12 protein-coding genes are annotated in these 18054 nt (G+C 45.9%); 5 read left to right on the plus strand and 7 right to left on the minus strand.

All coding sequences use genetic code 11. The annotated features are described in order from the left end of the window. From A1359_RS06430 to A1359_RS06460, 7 genes are all read right to left on the minus strand, one after another. The gene (locus A1359_RS06430) at positions 1 to 867 is read right to left on the minus strand and encodes a universal stress protein (protein ID WP_066979769.1); all 867 of its coding nucleotides are present in this window, start codon (positions 865 to 867) and stop codon (positions 1 to 3) included. After that, entirely contained in the window at positions 867 to 2360 is a 1494-nt protein-coding gene (locus A1359_RS06435; protein ID WP_066979772.1) for a SulP family inorganic anion transporter, read from the minus strand. The genes A1359_RS06430 and A1359_RS06435 overlap by 1 nt, the downstream gene beginning before the upstream one ends. 41 nt (positions 2361 to 2401) lie before the next feature. Beyond that, the gene (locus A1359_RS06440) at positions 2402 to 5023 is read right to left on the minus strand and encodes an MMPL family transporter (RefSeq protein ID WP_066979776.1); all 2622 of its coding nucleotides are present in this window, start codon (positions 5021 to 5023) and stop codon (positions 2402 to 2404) included. Positions 5024 to 5277: 254 nt separating this feature from the next. Next, on the minus strand, positions 5278 to 6627 hold the full coding sequence (locus A1359_RS06445) for a DUF3999 family protein (protein ID WP_066979779.1): 1350 nt from the start codon (positions 6625 to 6627) through the stop codon (positions 5278 to 5280). Continuing rightward, positions 6624 to 9140, minus strand: coding sequence for a DUF2339 domain-containing protein (locus A1359_RS06450; RefSeq protein WP_066979782.1), 2517 nt, complete (start codon positions 9138 to 9140; stop codon positions 6624 to 6626). The genes A1359_RS06445 and A1359_RS06450 overlap by 4 nt, the downstream gene beginning before the upstream one ends. Before the next feature lie 411 nt (positions 9141 to 9551). Further along, positions 9552 to 10382: a PHP domain-containing protein gene (locus A1359_RS06455; RefSeq protein WP_066979785.1), complete on the minus strand. Its 831-nt coding sequence runs from the start codon at positions 10380 to 10382 to the stop codon at positions 9552 to 9554. After that, positions 10382 to 12034, minus strand: a complete 1653-nt coding sequence (locus A1359_RS06460) for an ABC transporter ATP-binding protein (protein WP_232322138.1) — start codon at positions 12032 to 12034, stop codon at positions 10382 to 10384. The genes A1359_RS06455 and A1359_RS06460 overlap by 1 nt, the downstream gene beginning before the upstream one ends. A gap of 235 nt (positions 12035 to 12269) precedes the next feature. Between A1359_RS06460 and A1359_RS23435 the strand changes: the two genes are divergently transcribed. From A1359_RS23435 to galE, 5 genes are all read left to right on the plus strand, one after another. Beyond that, positions 12270 to 14186, plus strand: a complete 1917-nt coding sequence (locus A1359_RS23435; RefSeq protein ID WP_066979792.1) for a transglycosylase SLT domain-containing protein — start codon at positions 12270 to 12272, stop codon at positions 14184 to 14186. A gap of 76 nt (positions 14187 to 14262) precedes the next feature. Next, a complete protein-coding gene (gene fabA, locus A1359_RS06470) occupies positions 14263 to 14778 on the plus strand; it encodes a 3-hydroxyacyl-[acyl-carrier-protein] dehydratase FabA (RefSeq protein ID WP_066979795.1) in 516 nt (171 codons plus the stop codon). Positions 14779 to 14788: 10 nt separating this feature from the next. After that, a complete protein-coding gene (gene fabB, locus A1359_RS06475; protein WP_066979798.1) occupies positions 14789 to 16009 on the plus strand; it encodes a beta-ketoacyl-ACP synthase I in 1221 nt (406 codons plus the stop codon). A gap of 47 nt (positions 16010 to 16056) precedes the next feature. Next, positions 16057 to 16914: a tRNA 2-thiocytidine(32) synthetase TtcA gene (gene ttcA / locus A1359_RS06480; RefSeq protein WP_066979803.1), complete on the plus strand. Its 858-nt coding sequence runs from the start codon at positions 16057 to 16059 to the stop codon at positions 16912 to 16914. Between the two features lie 16 nt (positions 16915 to 16930). Beyond that, on the plus strand, positions 16931 to 17977 hold the full coding sequence (galE, locus tag A1359_RS06485; RefSeq protein WP_066979806.1) for a UDP-glucose 4-epimerase GalE: 1047 nt from the start codon (positions 16931 to 16933) through the stop codon (positions 17975 to 17977). The last annotated feature ends 77 nt before the right edge of the window (positions 17978 to 18054 follow it).

Genomic DNA, 18054 nt, shown 5'->3' on the forward strand with positions numbered 1-18054 from the left:
TTAACGCAACAGCAACAGAGGCTTATGACACTGCGTGAGCATTTTTACCGTAAAACTGCCCAATAACAAATCATGAATCCGGCTATGACTGAAGGCACCCATCACCGTCATATCAATATCAAATTTTGCCTGATACTCACATAAAGCCTCTTCAGGTTTACCGATGAGCTTTTGGCTGATCAATCTTATATCCGGCACTTGCTGGAATTTATTTGCGGCATTTTCCAGTAAAGCGCCGGCATGCTCATCATGACTCACGCAAACCAAATGACACAACAAGCCATGATAAAGTGGACTATTGACCACAATATCCACCGCTTTATCAGCAGCTTTGCTGCCATCGTAAGCAATCATGATGCGCTGCGGCGCGGTAAAGTTATCGTTAACCACCAAAATCGGTTTATGTAACGAGCGAATAATCGATTCCAGCTTAGCGCCTATTTTATCCGACTGATTCTCGTGCACCTTGCCGCGTACACCCACAACGACCACACGCAACTGCTCTTCCAGCTCAATCAAAGACTCCACCAAACTACCGTGCCGTTGATAGGCCGTGGCATCAGCAATGCCAGCCTGGATCACCCGCTGCTGCGCCGCTTGCATGATAAACTTGCCTTGTTGCAGCTTTAACTTGTTTTGCTGCTGTTCAAGACGCGTCATTTCTTCTAATAAATGTTCACGACTATCCAAACCGATATTACCGGACAAATCCAGTAAATCGGCAGTTTCAGGATGATGATCAATGCTATGCATTAAGCTTAAAGGTGCAGATACTCGCTTGGCAATCCAGGCAGCATAATCGCAAACGGCGTTGCTTAAGCTGGAGCCATCGACACAGGCTAATACGGTATTGTTTTGAAGTTGCATTAGTGACCTCCCAGAACTTTTTCAATTTCTTCCGGTTTATCGTGAATACCAAACCGGTCGACAATAGTGGTGCTGGCTTCATTGAGGCCGATCAATTCAACCTCAGCGCCTTCACGACGAAACTTGATAACTACCTTATCCAAGGCAGTGACTGAGGTAATATCCCAAAAATGTGCGCGATGCACATCAATTACCACTTTTTCCAGCGCTTCTTTAAAATCAAATGCAGTGGTGAATTTATCTGCCGAATTGAAGAATACCTGCCCGACCACCTGATAAGTTCGTGTACCCCGCGCCTGATCCAGACTGGATTCTACATACATAAAATGACTGATTTTATTGGCAAAAAACAATGACGCCAGCAAGACACCCACAAATACCCCAAACGCCAGATTATGCGTCCACACCACCACCGTGACCGTCGCTATCATCACCACATTGGTCGATAATGGATATTCCTTTAAATTAATTATGGAGCGCCAGCTAAAAGTGCCGATCGATACCATGATCATCACCGACACCAAGGCCGCCATAGGGATTTTTGAAATCCATTCATCTAAAAACACCACCATAATCAGCAATAATGTACCCGCGATTAAAGTAGACAAGCGTCCGCGGCCGCCGGATTTAATGTTGATCACCGACTGGCCGATCATTGCACAGCCAGCCATGCCTCCCAACAAACCAGCACCTATATTCGCTATGCCCTGACTTTTGCATTCACGGTTTTTGTCGCTGGTGGTATCGGTTAGTTCATCAACGATAGTGGCCGTCATCAAAGACTCCAACAATCCCACCACTGCCAAAGGTGCAGAATACGGCAATATGATCTGTAAGGTTTCAAGATTCAATGGCACCTGTGGCCAGAGAAAAATAGGCAAGGCATCCGGCAATTCGCCCATGTCACCCACCGTACGAATATCTACATCAAACATGATTGCCACGATTGTCAAGCAAACGATACAAATCAAGGGTGAGGGTAATAATTTACCCACCCACGGCAAATATGGAAATAGATAAATAATCCCCAAACCCGCCGCTGTCATGGCATACACATGCCAGGTAACATGGGTTAATTCCGGCAATTGCGCCATGAAAATCAAAATAGCCAGTGCATTCACAAAGCCGGTGACCACCGACCGCGAGACAAAACTCATTAAACTGCCTAACTTGAAATAGCCGGCAATGACTTGCAGCACACCGGTCAAAAGCGTCGCCGCCAACAAGTATTGCAAGCCGTGTTCTTTGACCAAAGTCACCATCAACAACGCCATCGCACCGGTGGCGGCGGAAATCATACCCGGCCTGCCACCTAAAAAAGCGCTAATGACGGCAATACAAAAAGAGGCATACAGCCCCACTTTAGGATCGACACCGGCGATGATGGAAAAAGCAATGGCTTCCGGAATCAGCGCTAGTGCAACAACCAGTCCAGCCAATACATCACCACGGATGTTACCGGTCCAGTCCTGTTTTTTGGATAAAAAGAGCATGTTTTACCTTTTAATACTTCAAGCTATAAGAATTGAGTGGGTTATTTAGTTACGGGTTTACAAGCCATGGCTGGCAAAACCAGTAAGCTGCAAACGATGGTTAATGAGATACCGATAGCCAACAATAAACCCATACTGGCAGTACCGGCATGGGTATTAAAGGCCAGACTGGAAAAACTACATAGCGTAGTCAAGGCACTATAAAACACACCACGAGCAGAACTGGATTGCAACAATTCTGTTTGATCACCTTCCAGGTGCTGTAACCGATGAACGATGTGTATAGCGCTATCGACGCCCATACCCAACAACAACGGCAACACGATGATGTTGGCGAAGTTAAACGGATTATTTAGCAAGACATTGCAAGCACCGGTCAGCAAAGCAGCCAATAATAAGGGTGTAACCACTAACAACGTCGTTTTTAGGCTACGCGTTAAAATCAGCAACAACAAAAAAATCATCAATAAAGCACCGGAAAAAGCCTCGATAAATGCTTTTACTACTGCCTGACCGGAACTGACATCACCGATAGGCAAGCCAAAAACATGTGGATAGGTGGCTAAAACTTCATTAACAAACACCTTTAAATTTTCCGGGTTATTCAAATCCTGTTTCGGTAGTACCAACACCCTATAGGTGCCCTCCTGACCGACCCATTGCGCCCGTAAATCAGCCGGGATATCATCAATATCAAATGCAGTTGCCGTCAGCCCATCGCGCAACATCAACATAGTATGTGGCAATAATTTCAGGATACTCTGTTCCAGTTGCGCATAAACCTCAGCAGGATTGGGTTGACTGTCGGCGTATTGAATGAATTCCGCCACATCCAGCTGAAATTTCTGTAACACGTCGGTTGCAACATTTTTCTGTGGCTTTGCGATGGCTGCTTGCAGCGTCATATTTAGCTTTATCAAAGCAGCACGCACATCAGAGCTTTCCGGTTTATCTTCAAAGCGATTGAGTTGTACCGGCATGATCATGTTGAGATTATCGATGATATCCAGCTTTTCATCTTGCTGCTCTGCTACCAAACTACTCAGCGTAATAGCCTGGTGCACGCTGGGTAATTTCGAGAATTGGACGGCTAACTCATTCGCATGCGCCAAGTTATCCGTTAATGCTGAGGTCGCAAAGGGCGAATCGGCTTGGGTTTTTAACAGTTTTTTAAACGCAATCACTGATTGAGTCGTCGGATCGCGTAAATCCACAGGGTTGGAGTCAAACCGCAACTGTGTCAAGGTAAGCCCTGCCAACAAGGCGATTAATACTGCGCTGATGCGAATCGCTTTAGCATGGCTAAATGGAAACAAATAAACCCAGCGGGGTAATCGTGTGCCTGTTTTCAGTACTGACGGTTTAATCGGCAATAATTTTAATAGTGCTGGCAGCAAGCTTAAAGACACCAGTAAACCAATAAAAATACCAACACCGGAGATAACACCTAACTCGGATACGCCTTTGAAATCAGTCGGTACAAAAGCAAAAAAACCGATGGCGGTAGTCAGGGCGCACAAAAATAAAGAGCGTCCTACCGTATCCATACTATTCAAAATAGCGGCTTCGGTATCCATACCTTGCTGACGGCATTCCTGATAGCGCAAACAAAGGTGGGTGGCAAAATCCACCCCCAAACCGATATACAGCACTGCGAAAGCAATCGAGATCAAATTCAAATGCCCAATGGCCACAGCGGCAAAACCAGCGGTCAAAATCAAGCCGAGCACCAAAGCGATAAAAGTCACCAACAACAATCGAAACGAACGTAGGCCTATCCATAACGCAGAACATACCAACAGCAAAGAGGCAATGCCGGAAATCAACATACCATGGCTGACGGTTTCCATTTCTTCATGTTCCAAAGCTGTTTCACCGGTAAAACTCAGATTAACCCCGGGAAATTCAGCCGCCACCTCTGTCGCAAGATGTCTAAGATAGTCCATTGGCAAACCTGCCGGCATCAGCTGCTGAAAATCCAGATGCGGTTTGCTAATAATCAAACGACGGCTTTGATCCGCCCCTAAACTGCCATCCGTCAACAGTGTTTGCCAGGATAAATAATGCGGTTGCCCGGCTTTAACAGCCAACAAAGATTGATCGATGGCATTTAGCAAAGGTGCCAATGGCATGGCTAGATCCTGCTCGTGACCTTCTAGTGCCAAATCAATCACATCCAACAAACCGGCAAAATGGTAATGCGCCGATAAATAGCCAATAAACGGCTGCGCATCAATCAGCTTGGTAGATAAAGCATCCAGCTCATCCAAACTCAAATACAAAAAACCTTGTTGTCGAAAAAACGAATTATCGACCGGGATATAGGACGACTCGAACAGTTTGTGTTCAGACAGGATGCGCTGATTCACAAAATTGGCTGCCATGGCCGTCTGTTCCGGCGTGGGCGATTCCACCACCACGATAATTGCAGCCGAATCCTGTGGAAAAGCTTTATCCAGTTGGGCTCTTATTTTTAGAAAAGGTAAATCCTGCGACAATAAATCACTGGTATTGGTATTCATGCCCAAATGCTGGATGGTGTAATTCAAACTAACGCCACCTAACAGGATAAAGACCAGCAAAATCAGCCACGGAAACCGTAGCGGTAATCTAAATAGTGCGTTAACTATTTTGTTAAAAATCGAGGGTTCGACAACAGCCATAGGGTTATGTAAGACAAGAGTTCCGGTTGAAAAAGAAGAACTGGAGATGCTAGTTCATGAATAAGTCAGCCCGCAGCCAATCAAACGGTATGAAGAGGCAAAACGCCGATTTATGTCGTTATGATTGGAAATTGCGCGCAAGAGCCTGCAGATAAATTAGGCGGGGTTTAAATAACAGCCACTATTATAAGCAAAACTGCCGTTTAGGCCCAGAGAACGACAAATTGCTTGAGGGTGAGGCTGTTAATCCATATTTACAAAACCTTTGCAACCTTGAACAAACTCCAGCCCAAAACCAACACCATTAAGCTGATAACTAAACCTAGAAATACTTTGCTGTTTAGTAGCTCAAAAAAATCAAATCCGTCTGACTGACGGCTAATTTCAACCACTGGGCCTAAACCGGCAGTCAGGCTTTGATAACCTCTGCGTAACAACTCCTGAATCGGTGCAATATCATAGTTTGGGATTTTGGCCTTCTCCGCACCATACAGTAACTGGTAGCTTTGCTCGGTCTGCGGTAAAAACAACAAGGCATAACCGGGCCCGCTGCCTGTTACATGAGTGATCTCCAATGCTGGATTATCCTGATTATGAATCAGCAGACGATAGTGTTGTTGCCGTTGTTGTGGGAATGATAGCGTGGTTTCTTGCCGATTGATATCTTGAAAGCGCAATGCCTTTAATGTGCCACTGGCTATGGTTTGCATACGGGTTTCGATACCTTTTTGCAGCGGGATTTGTAACTCGGCTATTCGACTAAAATTGGGGGTTGCTATATCCAGTTTAAAACCCGTTAAGGGCTGGTTTTGCGCTGCTATATCGATGAGTGTGATTTTATTTTCTTCATCTTGACTGATGGTAAATCCCGCCAAAGGGTATTCAAAACTTTGCTCTGATTCTGCCACGGTTTCGACTTGGTTGTGCCAGAGCTGGATACTTTCGATATGCAGCGGTTGATGATGCACGTCGACTTTTTCGCTACGCTGTAATTCTTCATCTCCGTGTAAAGTACGCGTCAACGCCATCACCTCAGCAACTCGGGGTTGCGTAGCCTGGGCGACCACAATTTTAAAATGTCTGAACTGATTGCTTGGCAAATCCACGTCGCGGTTGCTGATATTCATAAAGCGCGAGTAATCGTAAATCAGCGCCTTATCCAGCAAAACCTGCCAGTTTTGACCATCATCTGAACCTAATACTTGTAAGACATATTCATAATTATGCTGTTGGGTGATCAAGGTTAAACCATCAACTGCAGCAGCGTCTGGCTCTAAATCCAGCCTTACACTGATACCCTCTTCGGCTAATTTTTCTAATGCAGGGGCTTTACTGGGGCTGGGTAAACGCCGAATAACAGTCTTTTGACCGGCGATTTTTTGCAAAAAATACGGCGTGATGGTGCCGGCATTATCAATCAACCGCAAATCGTGAAAATCAGCCGCGCTGTTGGCATACACAGCACTATCCAATGGCACCGCCAACAAGGTTTGTTGGTTAAGCTTTGGACTAATAACCGCGCGGCTAAATTGAAAAGCTTGAATTTCGCTGGCCATAACCTGGCTAACAAGCAAACAAAAGACTAAAGCAATGTTGGCTATCATAATGTTTTCTCGTCGGAAACAGAGTTGATAAAAGTTTGTTGATAGCGCATATAAAAAAACGCCCCACCCAGCGCCAGCATCCCCAATACCATGAAGGCCACAATGCGGTAAATTTGTTCCAGTCGCGCCAAATCGATGAAAAATACTTTCCAGGCTACCAGGGCAAACAAAGCCAAGCCTATCAAGCGGAGTACGGAAATATGCCGTTTAATACCATTAAATACCAGACTCAAGGCAAAAACAGACCATAAAATCGACACGCCGCCGGATCTTAGGCCAGGCACATATTGATAAAGCATGGAGTTGATTTCCAGGCTTAAAAAAATAAATAACAATACCAAAGCCGAGCCTCCCAGCCAGTATCGCATTGTGCCGATCGCTTTATCCAGTGGAGACAGCCTGATGAAGGCAAACAACAAAAAACCAATAATGGCCGCAAAATCCACTAGCCGCATCAAGGCTAATTGAAGCGAATACTGCCCGCCATAGCGTAAAGTCCATACGCTGTCGGCTGCTGAAATATGCCCCAAGGACAAATCCCAGGCCGGTAAATCAAAAAATAATAATTTCAATAACACACCGAACACAAACAGTCGCAGGGCTAGAAAAACCCAGCTATTAGCAGCGGCTAGATAACGCAACAGTAATAACAAGCTCATTGCCAACCAGACCATTGTTAGCATCGGCATTTGTAATGGCGGATATAAATAACCAAAGCTACGAAACAACTCCAGCTGTATCACCACAAACAACAAGCCGGCAGTAATAACGATTAGTGCTTGTAGCGACCAGTTATCTTTTAACCACAGTGGGGTGTCGTTGCCGGGCTCACAGCTAAGCGACGCGGCCGGAGCGGGTTTTTCTATCAAGCTATAAGCCAAAGCCAGGGAAGCAATTGGAATCCCAAAACTAATCACACGTTCCAGTATGCCAAGGCAAAATCCAAACAAAGTTTGATCTTCAGTAAAGTCCGCGCCATATTGATTGGGCAGGTCGAGAAAACAAAATCTGAATAACACGATTAAATACAACAAATAGGCGATTTGCTGTAAAAACTGACTGCGCAATTTGCCGGCCATCCATAACATCAGCAGTGCTTGCAACGACCAACTGACAGTGATCCATTGCTGGGATAACAAAAGCGGCAAGGTGATAGTGAGGAAAAAAGCCGCCAAGCCGATGAAACTTAACAGTAATGCCTTGTCAGCCAATCGTTTAACAAGACAATAATAAACATGCGCTATATAAAACGCCGCCATGGCCAACGTCAAAAAAGACAGCCAGATTTGCCCATAGACAGCCTCAATCAAGTAGTGAGCTGTCATGAAGAAAATCGTGGCGTTTACGATCAGCGCTAACAAATCCAACAGGTTGGCTTTAACCTGATTGACCAGGCAAAACAAAAAAACCGTCGTCGAATAGAGTGCGAAAAAACCTACCAAAAACGGTAACACCTGCCACAAATACTCAGGCTGGTAGTGCTGCAGAGATGCAAAAAACAGCAGATAATTAAACACAAAGCCCAAGAAATTCAATAAATGCCATTGCTTGTACCAATTGATGCTCAACATACCAATACCCAGCAGCATCATATAAGTATATAAACCGATGAAATTGACTTGACCCGTCGATAACAAAATTGGCGTGCAGTAGCCGCCGATAATCGCAAATATGGCTACTAACATTGAATCCAGGCGTATGGCCAAAGTTGCAGCGCTGGCAGTGACTAAAATCATCAAGGCAAACGTAGGATACATCGCCAGTAAATGGTAAAAACTAAACGCCGCAAACACGCTGAAATACAGCACGGCAATCCCACCGCCCAGCAAACCCTGGCTTAACAAATGATATTGACCGCCAACCAGTCTGACGCCGCCGATTATCATGCCTATGCCGGCCAACACCGACAACGCCACCCTCGCCTGTTCACCGAGTAATCCATTGTCGATGGAATATTTCAGGAAAAAACCGATGCCGGTAATCAATATCAACACGCCAATACGCAACAGCCAATTACTGGCCACCGCATATTCCATAGCCACACCTTGCGGTCGCTGATCTTCGCCGACGATGATCCAGTTCCAGATTTGTTGCAGAATTTGTTTGGCGGCCAGTTCAAAACGATTCGGCTCCGCCGGTTGCCAATCAGTTTGATTCCAGGGATTGCTGGGCAAGTCTTCTGACTCTATATCCAGCTTGGTTTCATCAGTCGATTGCGATAAATCCAGCGTTGGTTTTACTGCATAAACTTCAGAAAAAGCGGGTTGGGTTTCCAGTTTTTCTTCTTTGAGTACTTCTGATGGCACCGATTCAGCGCTTGATTCTGGAAGCCTATGCAACAATTGATTTAACAGATCACGGTCTGTTTCTAATGTATCTTTAATAGCGCTAAGCTCTCGCTGGACCTGATCAGTGAACCGATTTTGTCGCAGGATTAACATAATCTGCAAAACGACAATACTGATGGGCACCAAAATCAGAACAAATACGATGAAACCCCAAAAATCATCCATAGCCATACCCCTGATCTGGACTCATGTAAAAGATGCATTAACCAGAAACAAGGATAGCCCCTCACTGACATGATTGCCATTTAACAAAATCATTAAATCAAGGCAAATCTGATGATTCTGGATGTCGGACCGTTGTTATTATTAATGGCAATATTTTGGCTGATAAGCGTTGGCGGCTTTTAATTTCGCAGCCCAAAGAAAAATACCGGAACCATGCGGACTCTACTATTGAAACAAGAACACTGCGATTCTTCACTATAAGCAGCCATGAAATCGATGAAACTCAGGCTTTTTTGGGATTGCACCCAGCTCTTTTGCATGACTGTTATCCCTATAAATCAGTCAACAGTGTCGACTTAACTTCTCTATATTGGGCTGAGAGCGCTGACTAATCAAGAAATTAAAATCATTTCAAAATAGCGCCCAAACCGGTAATGCTTTTGCCGGCAAAGGCGCTAATCGACCAAGCTCGACCCATTGATTTTGAGGGTTATGAAAGTCAGAGCCTAATGATGCATGCAATTGATGTTTGACAGCAAACTGTAGGCTACGTTGAATGTCGTCTGCCGATGCACGCCCGGTGACCACTTCCACCGCTTGTCCTCCGGCGTGTTTAAACGCGGCAAGGGCAGCGTTCATCCATTTGGCACTCATGTTATAGCGCAACGGATGCGCTAAAACAGCCACCCCACCCGCCGCTCGAATCCAGGCTATGGTGTCTTCCAGCGCCGCCCATTGGGTGGAAACAAATGCCGACTTTCCTTTGCTGAGATATTTATCAAAGGCTTCCTGTTGTGTACTGACATAACCTTGCGCCAACAAAAAATCGGCAAAATGTGAACGGGTGATTTCGCCACTACCGGCGGCTTGAATAACGGCCTGATAAACACCGACAATTCCTTTTTTTTCTAGTTTTTCGGCAATTTTCTGCGCACGTTGATCCCTAAGCTCCTGCTGTTTGGCTAGACCTTGCATTAATAATGATTGCCCTGGGTCGATATTTAAGCCAACGATATGCAAACACTGGTTAGCGTGACTGGCTGACAATTCAATGCCGGGAATCAAGCGCAAACCACAATCATTAGCTGCCAGTGCCGCTTCAGTTAAACCGTCGGTCGTATCATGATCGGTCAGCGCCAGCGTCGTCACCCCCTGCTGATGGGCTCGCTGTACCAGCGCACTGGGCGCCAACGCACCATCTGAAGCCGTGGAGTGACAATGTAAATCGTATTTTTCCAGCATTATTGATACTCGCCATATAATTTTGCGTATAAACCATTTTGCTGTATCAACGCCTCGTGACGACCCTGCTCGCAAATTTGCCCTTCTTCAAATACATACACATGCTCTGCTTGCCTTACCGCACTCAGTCTATGGGCAATGATGACTGTGGTGCGGCCTTGTAAAAATTCCGCTAGTGCCTGATGCAGTTTGTATTCGGTTTCACTATCCAGCGCCGAGGTAGCTTCGTCTAATATGACCACTGAAGGCTTGCTGACTATCATGCGCGCTATTGCAAGACGCTGCCGCTGTCCGCCGGATAAACGTATACCTTGCCGGCCGACTACGGTATCCAGACCTTTATCCAGTTCTACTACGGTAGCTTTTAATTGCGCCAGATCCAAGGCATGCCACAACTCAATATCACTGATGTCCCGACCCAAGGTTAGATTGGCGCGTATGCTGTCATTCAATAACGCCGGATGCTGTAAAACGGTGGCGACATGTTCGCGCACCACATCCAAACCTATCCGAGTCAACGGCACATTGTCAAAATAAATCATGCCTAGTCTGGGCGGGTATAAACCAATCAGGGTCTGTGCCAAAGTAGATTTTCCGCCACCACTAGCCCCCACTAAGGCAATCTTTTCGCCGGCATTAATTTTAAGATTAATACCGTTCAACACCGGCTCGTCTTTGTAGCTAAAATGCAGATCTTTAACAGTAAGCGAAACGGTTTTTTTACCTAAAAACGGATTTTCCAGATGTGGATATTCAGGTTCACGCTGCAGGCGCGTGACTTGGTTAACCCTTGCCAACGCTGCTTTAGCCGCATAAAACGCCTGTTGAATACCTAAGATCTCCTGCACCGGAGCCATCATGAACCACAGATAACCAAACACCGCCAACATTTGGCCGATACTAAGATCGGAATACAACACCATCAGCATCGCCGTGGCGCGAAATATATCAAACCCAAACAAAAAGGTTAAAAAACTCAACCGAATCGCGGCATCGCTTTTCCAGGCAAATATTGTTGAGTGATCTTTGACTGCCAATGCACTATTGATTAACTGCTGACAATAATGCTGCTCGCGATTACTGGCACGTATTTGGTTGATGGCTTCCAGGGTTTCACTCAAAGCCTGTTGAAATACGCCATAAGCCCGGTTTTCGTTGGCTTTAAGGGTTTTGATTTTAGAACCTATGGATCTGGCAAAATAAATCACCACGGGATTCAAAAAGATAATAAACAAACCTAGCTGCCAATGCATCCATAGCAAAATGACAGCGGTTCCGAACACCGTCAAACAGGCCACCAGCAATTTACTGATAGTAGAGCCAATAAAATTATCCAGCGTATCCAGATCGGTGACCATATATGTGGTCACGGTACCGCTGCCGAGACTTTCGTATTCCGACATTGAGATATGCTGCAGATGATGCACCAGGCTTTTGCGAATATGAAAAATCACATCTTTGGCAATATTGGAAAATTGCCGGGTTTGCACGATGTTTAAAATCAGTGCAAACAAGCGCAACATCAAACTGAGTAGCAAAACCCCGACGATATAAACAATGGGTTGCTGCCAATCACTAGGCAAATAAGGATTGACGCTATGCAATACTAAACCCGGATGATTCAGCAACACTTCATCCACCAATAATGGCATTAGCAAGGGTACCGGTACACTGGCTATTGTTGCCAGCAAGGCAATAAGGTGTCCGACAATCAATTTTCGTTTATGCTGAAGCGCAATTTGAAAAATGTAATGCCACGAGTATTCAAAGTTGCCGGATGGGCGTTGTGTTTTCAATGTTTAAGGAAAATATTTTAGGCTGTGAAGATTATAATGGTTTATGTTTTTGGCAAAAACCTTCTTGTGTTTGCGTTTTTAGAGGAATTCCATGAGGATCGCCGTCCGTCTTTTTCTGTTGTTCAATCTACTAACCATCACGGCATCCTTTGCTGTCAGCTCCGATTCGTCATTGCGTGCGATGCGCAAAACTTTTCTACAGGCAGAACAATACCTCAAACAAGACCGTGAAAGCGATTACTTTGCGCTGGCTGACAGTTTAAAAAATTACCCGCTATATCCATACCTACAATACCAATGGCTAAGAAAACATCTGGACGACAACGATTCTATACTGGCATTTCTGCATGACTATACCGATAGTCGCTACGCACCACTATTACATACCAAATGGCTGACACACTTGGGCCAGACTCAACAATGGCCAACCTTTATTCAGAACTATAAAAAAAGCGATAACTCCGAATTACAGTGCTACTTTGCCCAAGCACAATATCAAAATCAACAGCAAGCAGCGGCTCTAGAAACGGCTAAACAGTTTTGGCTGAGCGGTAAATCGATGTCTACTGCCTGCGATAGCTTATTTGAAACATTAAAAACCTCAGCCAGTTTCAATTCAGATTTAGTTTGGCAACGCTTTCAAGCTGCGCTCAAGCAAAACAACAGTCAACTGGCAACGCAACTGCTGCCTTTATTTGCTCAAAGCGATCGCAAAATGGCCGACATTTGGCTAAAACTGCATATAAAGCCACATCAGATTACTGAACCGGCAGCCTGGAAAAAAAGCTACCCCGACGCTGGCATTTTGTTTGCGCATGCCATCGTACGCTGGCTGGAAGATGACCCACAAGCCGCTTTACAGGCTTGGGATGCCAAGAAAAAATCATTCGAAATACCTGCAGATATTATCGCAGATACCGAAAAGCGCTTGGGCATGGAACTAGCCTTTAGGCATGATCGCCGCGCTTATCCACTTTTATCGGAATATGCCGGCAACGATGAATCGGCTAAAGAATGGCGAGTACGTGCTGCGCTGAGCCAGCAAAACTGGCAGGATGTATTGACTGCAATTGATGCCTTGAGTCAATCGCAAAAAAGCGAAGACAAATGGCAATATTGGCAAGCAAAAGCTCTCGCCGCAACAGGACAGCAGCAACAAGCCGATAGCATTTTCCAGGCAATTGCCAAAAACCGCAGCTTTTATGCTTTCATGGCTGCAGAACTTTTAAAGCAAGATATTGTGCTCAATCACCAACCGGTGCTTGCTTCCAATAAAGAGATCAGTCAGCTGCAAAACAATAGCGAATTTCAGGCGGTGTCTGAGTTACTGGCTATCGATCGAAGACCGGAAGCCACTCGCCAGTGGTGGCATGCTATTTCGGAACTAGACGCACATCAAATGACTGTTGCTGCCAAATTAGCCGAACAATGGCAATGGCCTTCTCTGGCAATTTTCACTGTCGCCAAAGCAAATTATTGGGATGATATGGCATTACGTTTCCCCTTGATCTATAACGAATTAATTCAAGACAACGCCGATAAACAAAAACTAGATCCATCCCTGATTTTTGCTCTGATCCGTCAGGAAAGCGCATTTGACGAGTTTGCCGGCTCCTCCGCTGGCGCTATGGGTTTGATGCAACTGATGCCAAAAACAGCCAAACAAATTGCCGCAGAATTGAACGAAAACTGGAGCAACAATTACAATCTAGTCATTCCTGGCACTAACATTCGCTATGGTAGCTTTTATTTTAAAAAAGTATTAAATGAGTTAAACGACCATTTTGTATTGGCTACGGCGGCATACAACGCCGGCCCATACCGGGTAAAGCAATGGTTACCCAAAACCAAATCCTTGCCCGCTGATATTTGGATAGAAACCATCCCCTATAAAGAAACCCGTGGCTATATCGCATCAGTGATTATGTATGCCATGATTTATCAACATCAACTCCATAGGAACAGCTTTAAAATCTCCGATTTACTCCTGGAAATAAAGCCAAGCTAAAAATTGAGCTGATTTTTTAAGCCGACTATTAGATAATGGACAGCGTTTTTAGCTTATAAACCTAGGTAGATATTGAATGGAGAAACAGCATAGTTTCACGCGCGAAGAATTATTAATGTCCGGCCGTGGCGAATTATACGGCCCGACAAACGCGCAACTCCCCCTTCCCAACATGCTGATGATGGATCGTATCACGCATATCTCGGATGAGGGTGGCAAACATGGTAAAGGTCAAATCATAGCTGAACTCGACATCACACCTGAGTTGTGGTTTTTCGACTGTCATTTTCAGGGCGACCCGGTCATGCCCGGCTGCCTGGGGCTGGATGCGATGTGGCAGTTAGTTGGATTTTACTTATGCTGGATGGGCGGTCCTGGTAAAGGCCGGGCACTGGGTTGCGGTGAAGTCAAATTCACCGGACAAGTACTGCCTACTGCCAAAAAAGTCACTTACAAAATTGACCTCAAGCGGGTAATTTTACGCAAATTGGTGATGGGTATCGCTGACGCCACCATGGAAGTAGACGGCAAACAAATTTATGAAGCCACCGATTTACGGGTCGGCTTGTTCACTTCTACTCAGGATTTTTAAGGTTTACCTCATGAGACGTGCAGTTGTAACAGGATTGGGGATAGTCTCCAGCATCGGCAACAATCGAGATGAAGTTGTTGCATCACTTAAAGCGGGGCAATCCGGCATTGTGCATGCAGATGTTTACGAAGAAATGGGCTTTAGAAGCCATGTACATGGACCGCTTAACATCGATCTGGATCAATTCATCGACCGAAAAATCAAGCGTTTCATGGGCGATGGCGCCGCATACAACTATGTTGCCATGCAACAAGCCATCGCCGATTCCAATCTGACTGACGATCAAGTTTCTAATTTCCGCACGGGTCTGGTAATGGGCTCCGGCGGTCCGTCCACCTCTAATATCGTTGATGCGGCTGATATTCTACGCTCTAAAGGCGTGAAAAAAGTCGGCCCTTACATGGTGCCGCGCGCCATGTCCAGCACTAACACCGCCTGTTTGGCTACACCGTTTAAAATCAAAGGTGTCAATTACAGCATCAGTTCTGCCTGCGCGACCAGCGCACATTGCATCGGCCATGCGATGGAACTGATTCAATTGAATAAACAAGATATCGTCTTTGCCGGTGGCGGCGAAGAATTGCATTGGAGCATGTCGGTATTATTCGACGCCATGGGCGCCCTATCCTCCAAATACAATGATAGTCCTGCAACCGCATCCAGACCCTACGATGCCACACGTGATGGCTTTGTGATTTCCGGCGGTGGCGGTGTGCTGGTGATTGAAGAATTGGAACACGCCAAAGCCCGCGGCGCCAAAATTTATGCCGAACTGGTTGGCTATGGCGCCACTTCAGACGGTTACGATATGGTGCAACCCTCAGGCGAAGGCGCAGTTCGCTGCATGCAACAAGCCATGGCAACCGTGGACGGCAAAATCGACTACATCAATGCTCATGGCACCAGCACACCGGTTGGTGACACCCGCGAACTGGAAGCCTTACGTAATGTATTCGGCACCGACAACCTGCCCGCAGTCAGTTCAACCAAATCGTTAACCGGGCACGCTTTAGGTGCTGCCGGTGTTAACGAAGCCATTTATTCTTTGTTGATGATGCAGGAAAACTTCCTCAGTGCATCTGCCAATATCACTGAACTTGACCCTGCAGCCGCTGGCATTCCTATCGTCCGCGAGCGTCAAGATAACCTGACATTAAACACCATCATGTCCAATAGTTTTGGTTTCGGTGGCACCAATGCCACGCTGATTTTCCAACGCTATAACGGCTAATATTTCGTAGCCAGGGCTGGTGTCCTGGCTACTCTTTCCCCTATCCAATGACCGACTTAGCCCAAAAATCCCGCACCCAATTTAATAAACTGCAAAAACGTCTGCGCCGTAACGTAGGCGAAGCCATTGCAGATTACAACATGATAGAACACGGCGACAAAGTGATGGTTTGCCTGTCGGGGGGTAAGGATTCCTATACCCTGCTGGATATACTGCTAAATTTGCAAAAAACGGCACCGGTAGACTTTGAAATCCTCGCGGTCAATCTGGATCAAAAACAACCCGACTTTCCCGAGCATGTGCTGCCAGAATATCTGCAGTCGATTGGTGTACCGTTTCATATTATCGAACACGATACCTATAGCATAGTCAAACGCATTATCCCCGAAGGTAAAACCACCTGCAGCCTTTGTTCCAGGCTGCGCCGCGGCACTTTGTACGGTTTTGCCAAAGAACACAATATCACCAAGATTGCCCTGGGCCATCACCGTGAAGACATCATGGAAACGTATTTTTTAAATATGTTTTATGCCGGCAAACTGAAAGCCATGCCGCCCAAACTACTCAGTGACGACAAACAAAATATCGTCATCCGCCCATTGGCGTATTGCCGGGAAAAAGACATCAATCGTTTTGCCGCGTTTAAACAATTCCCTATCATTCCATGCAACCTATGCGGTTCACAGGAAAATCTGCAGCGCAAAGCCATGAAACAAATGCTGGCAGGTTGGGACAAACAATTTCCCGGTCGCCTGGAAACTATTTTTGCCAGCTTGCAAAATATCGCACCATCACAAATGCTGGATCCCGGCTTATTCGATTTTGCCGGCTTACAACGTGACCCAAATTATAATACCGCTCGCATCGCATCTGATGAAGCCGGTCTGGATATCCTAGAACGCTAACAAATGGATCTTAACTATGAAAAAAACGATTCTGGTCACCGGCGGCGCCGGTTACATTGGCAGCCATACCTGTGTTGAATTACTAGACAACGGTTTTGAGGTTGTCATTGTCGACAATCTTTGCAATAGCAAAATCGAATCTATCCGCAGAATCGAAACCATCAGCGGCCAATCGGTTAAATTCCATCAAGCCGACATCGCTGATGCAGAAGCTCTCAGCAGCATTTTCCAACAATATAACATCGATGCGGTGATTCATTTTGCCGGCCTGAAGGCGGTCGGTGAATCCTGCCAACAACCGCTGCACTATTATCAAAACAATATTACCGGCACCTTAGTATTACTGGAAGTCATGGCCGCTCAAGGCCTGACAAAACTGGTATTCAGTTCATCCGCCACCGTCTACGGCGACCCTCAAACAGTCCCGATTACAGAAAGCTTCCCGTTACAAGCCACCAACCCTTATGGGCGCACCAAATTATTCATCGAAGAAATCCTCCGCGACACCAGCGCTGCAGATGGCCTTAATAACAGCCAAAACCCCTGGAAAATAGCGATATTGCGCTATTTCAACCCCATCGGCGCTCATCATAGTGGCTTGATTGGAGAAGACCCCAACGGTATCCCGAATAATTTAATGCCTTATCTGTCACAAGTAGCCATTGGGAAACTACCCATCCTTTCGGTATTCGGTAACGACTATCCCACACACGACGGTACTGGCGTGCGCGATTATATTCATGTGGTGGACTTAGCCCAAGGCCACATCAAAGCGCTGCAATACCTGATGAAACAAAGCGACGACTCCTCAGTTTGCGAAGCCTTTAATCTTGGCACCGGCAACGGTTATAGCGTACTGGACATGATCAATACCTTCAGCGCGGTCACAGGTCAATCGGTTCCTTATCAAATTACTCCACGCAGACCAGGCGATGTGGCTGCCTGTTATGCAGATGCAAAACTGGCGCTGGAAAAAATGAACTGGCAAGCCGAACGAGATTTACAGCAAATGATGGAAGCCACTTGGAATTGGCAAAGTAAAAACCCGGAAGGCTATGCTTAGGAATGCGCATGAAACAAGTTCGTCAGCTGTGGGTGCGGATAAATCCGCACCCACACAGGATTCTTGCATATGATATT

This window comes from Methylomonas lenta, from assembly GCF_001644015.1.
Classification (GTDB): domain Bacteria; phylum Pseudomonadota; class Gammaproteobacteria; order Methylococcales; family Methylomonadaceae; genus Methylomonas; species Methylomonas lenta.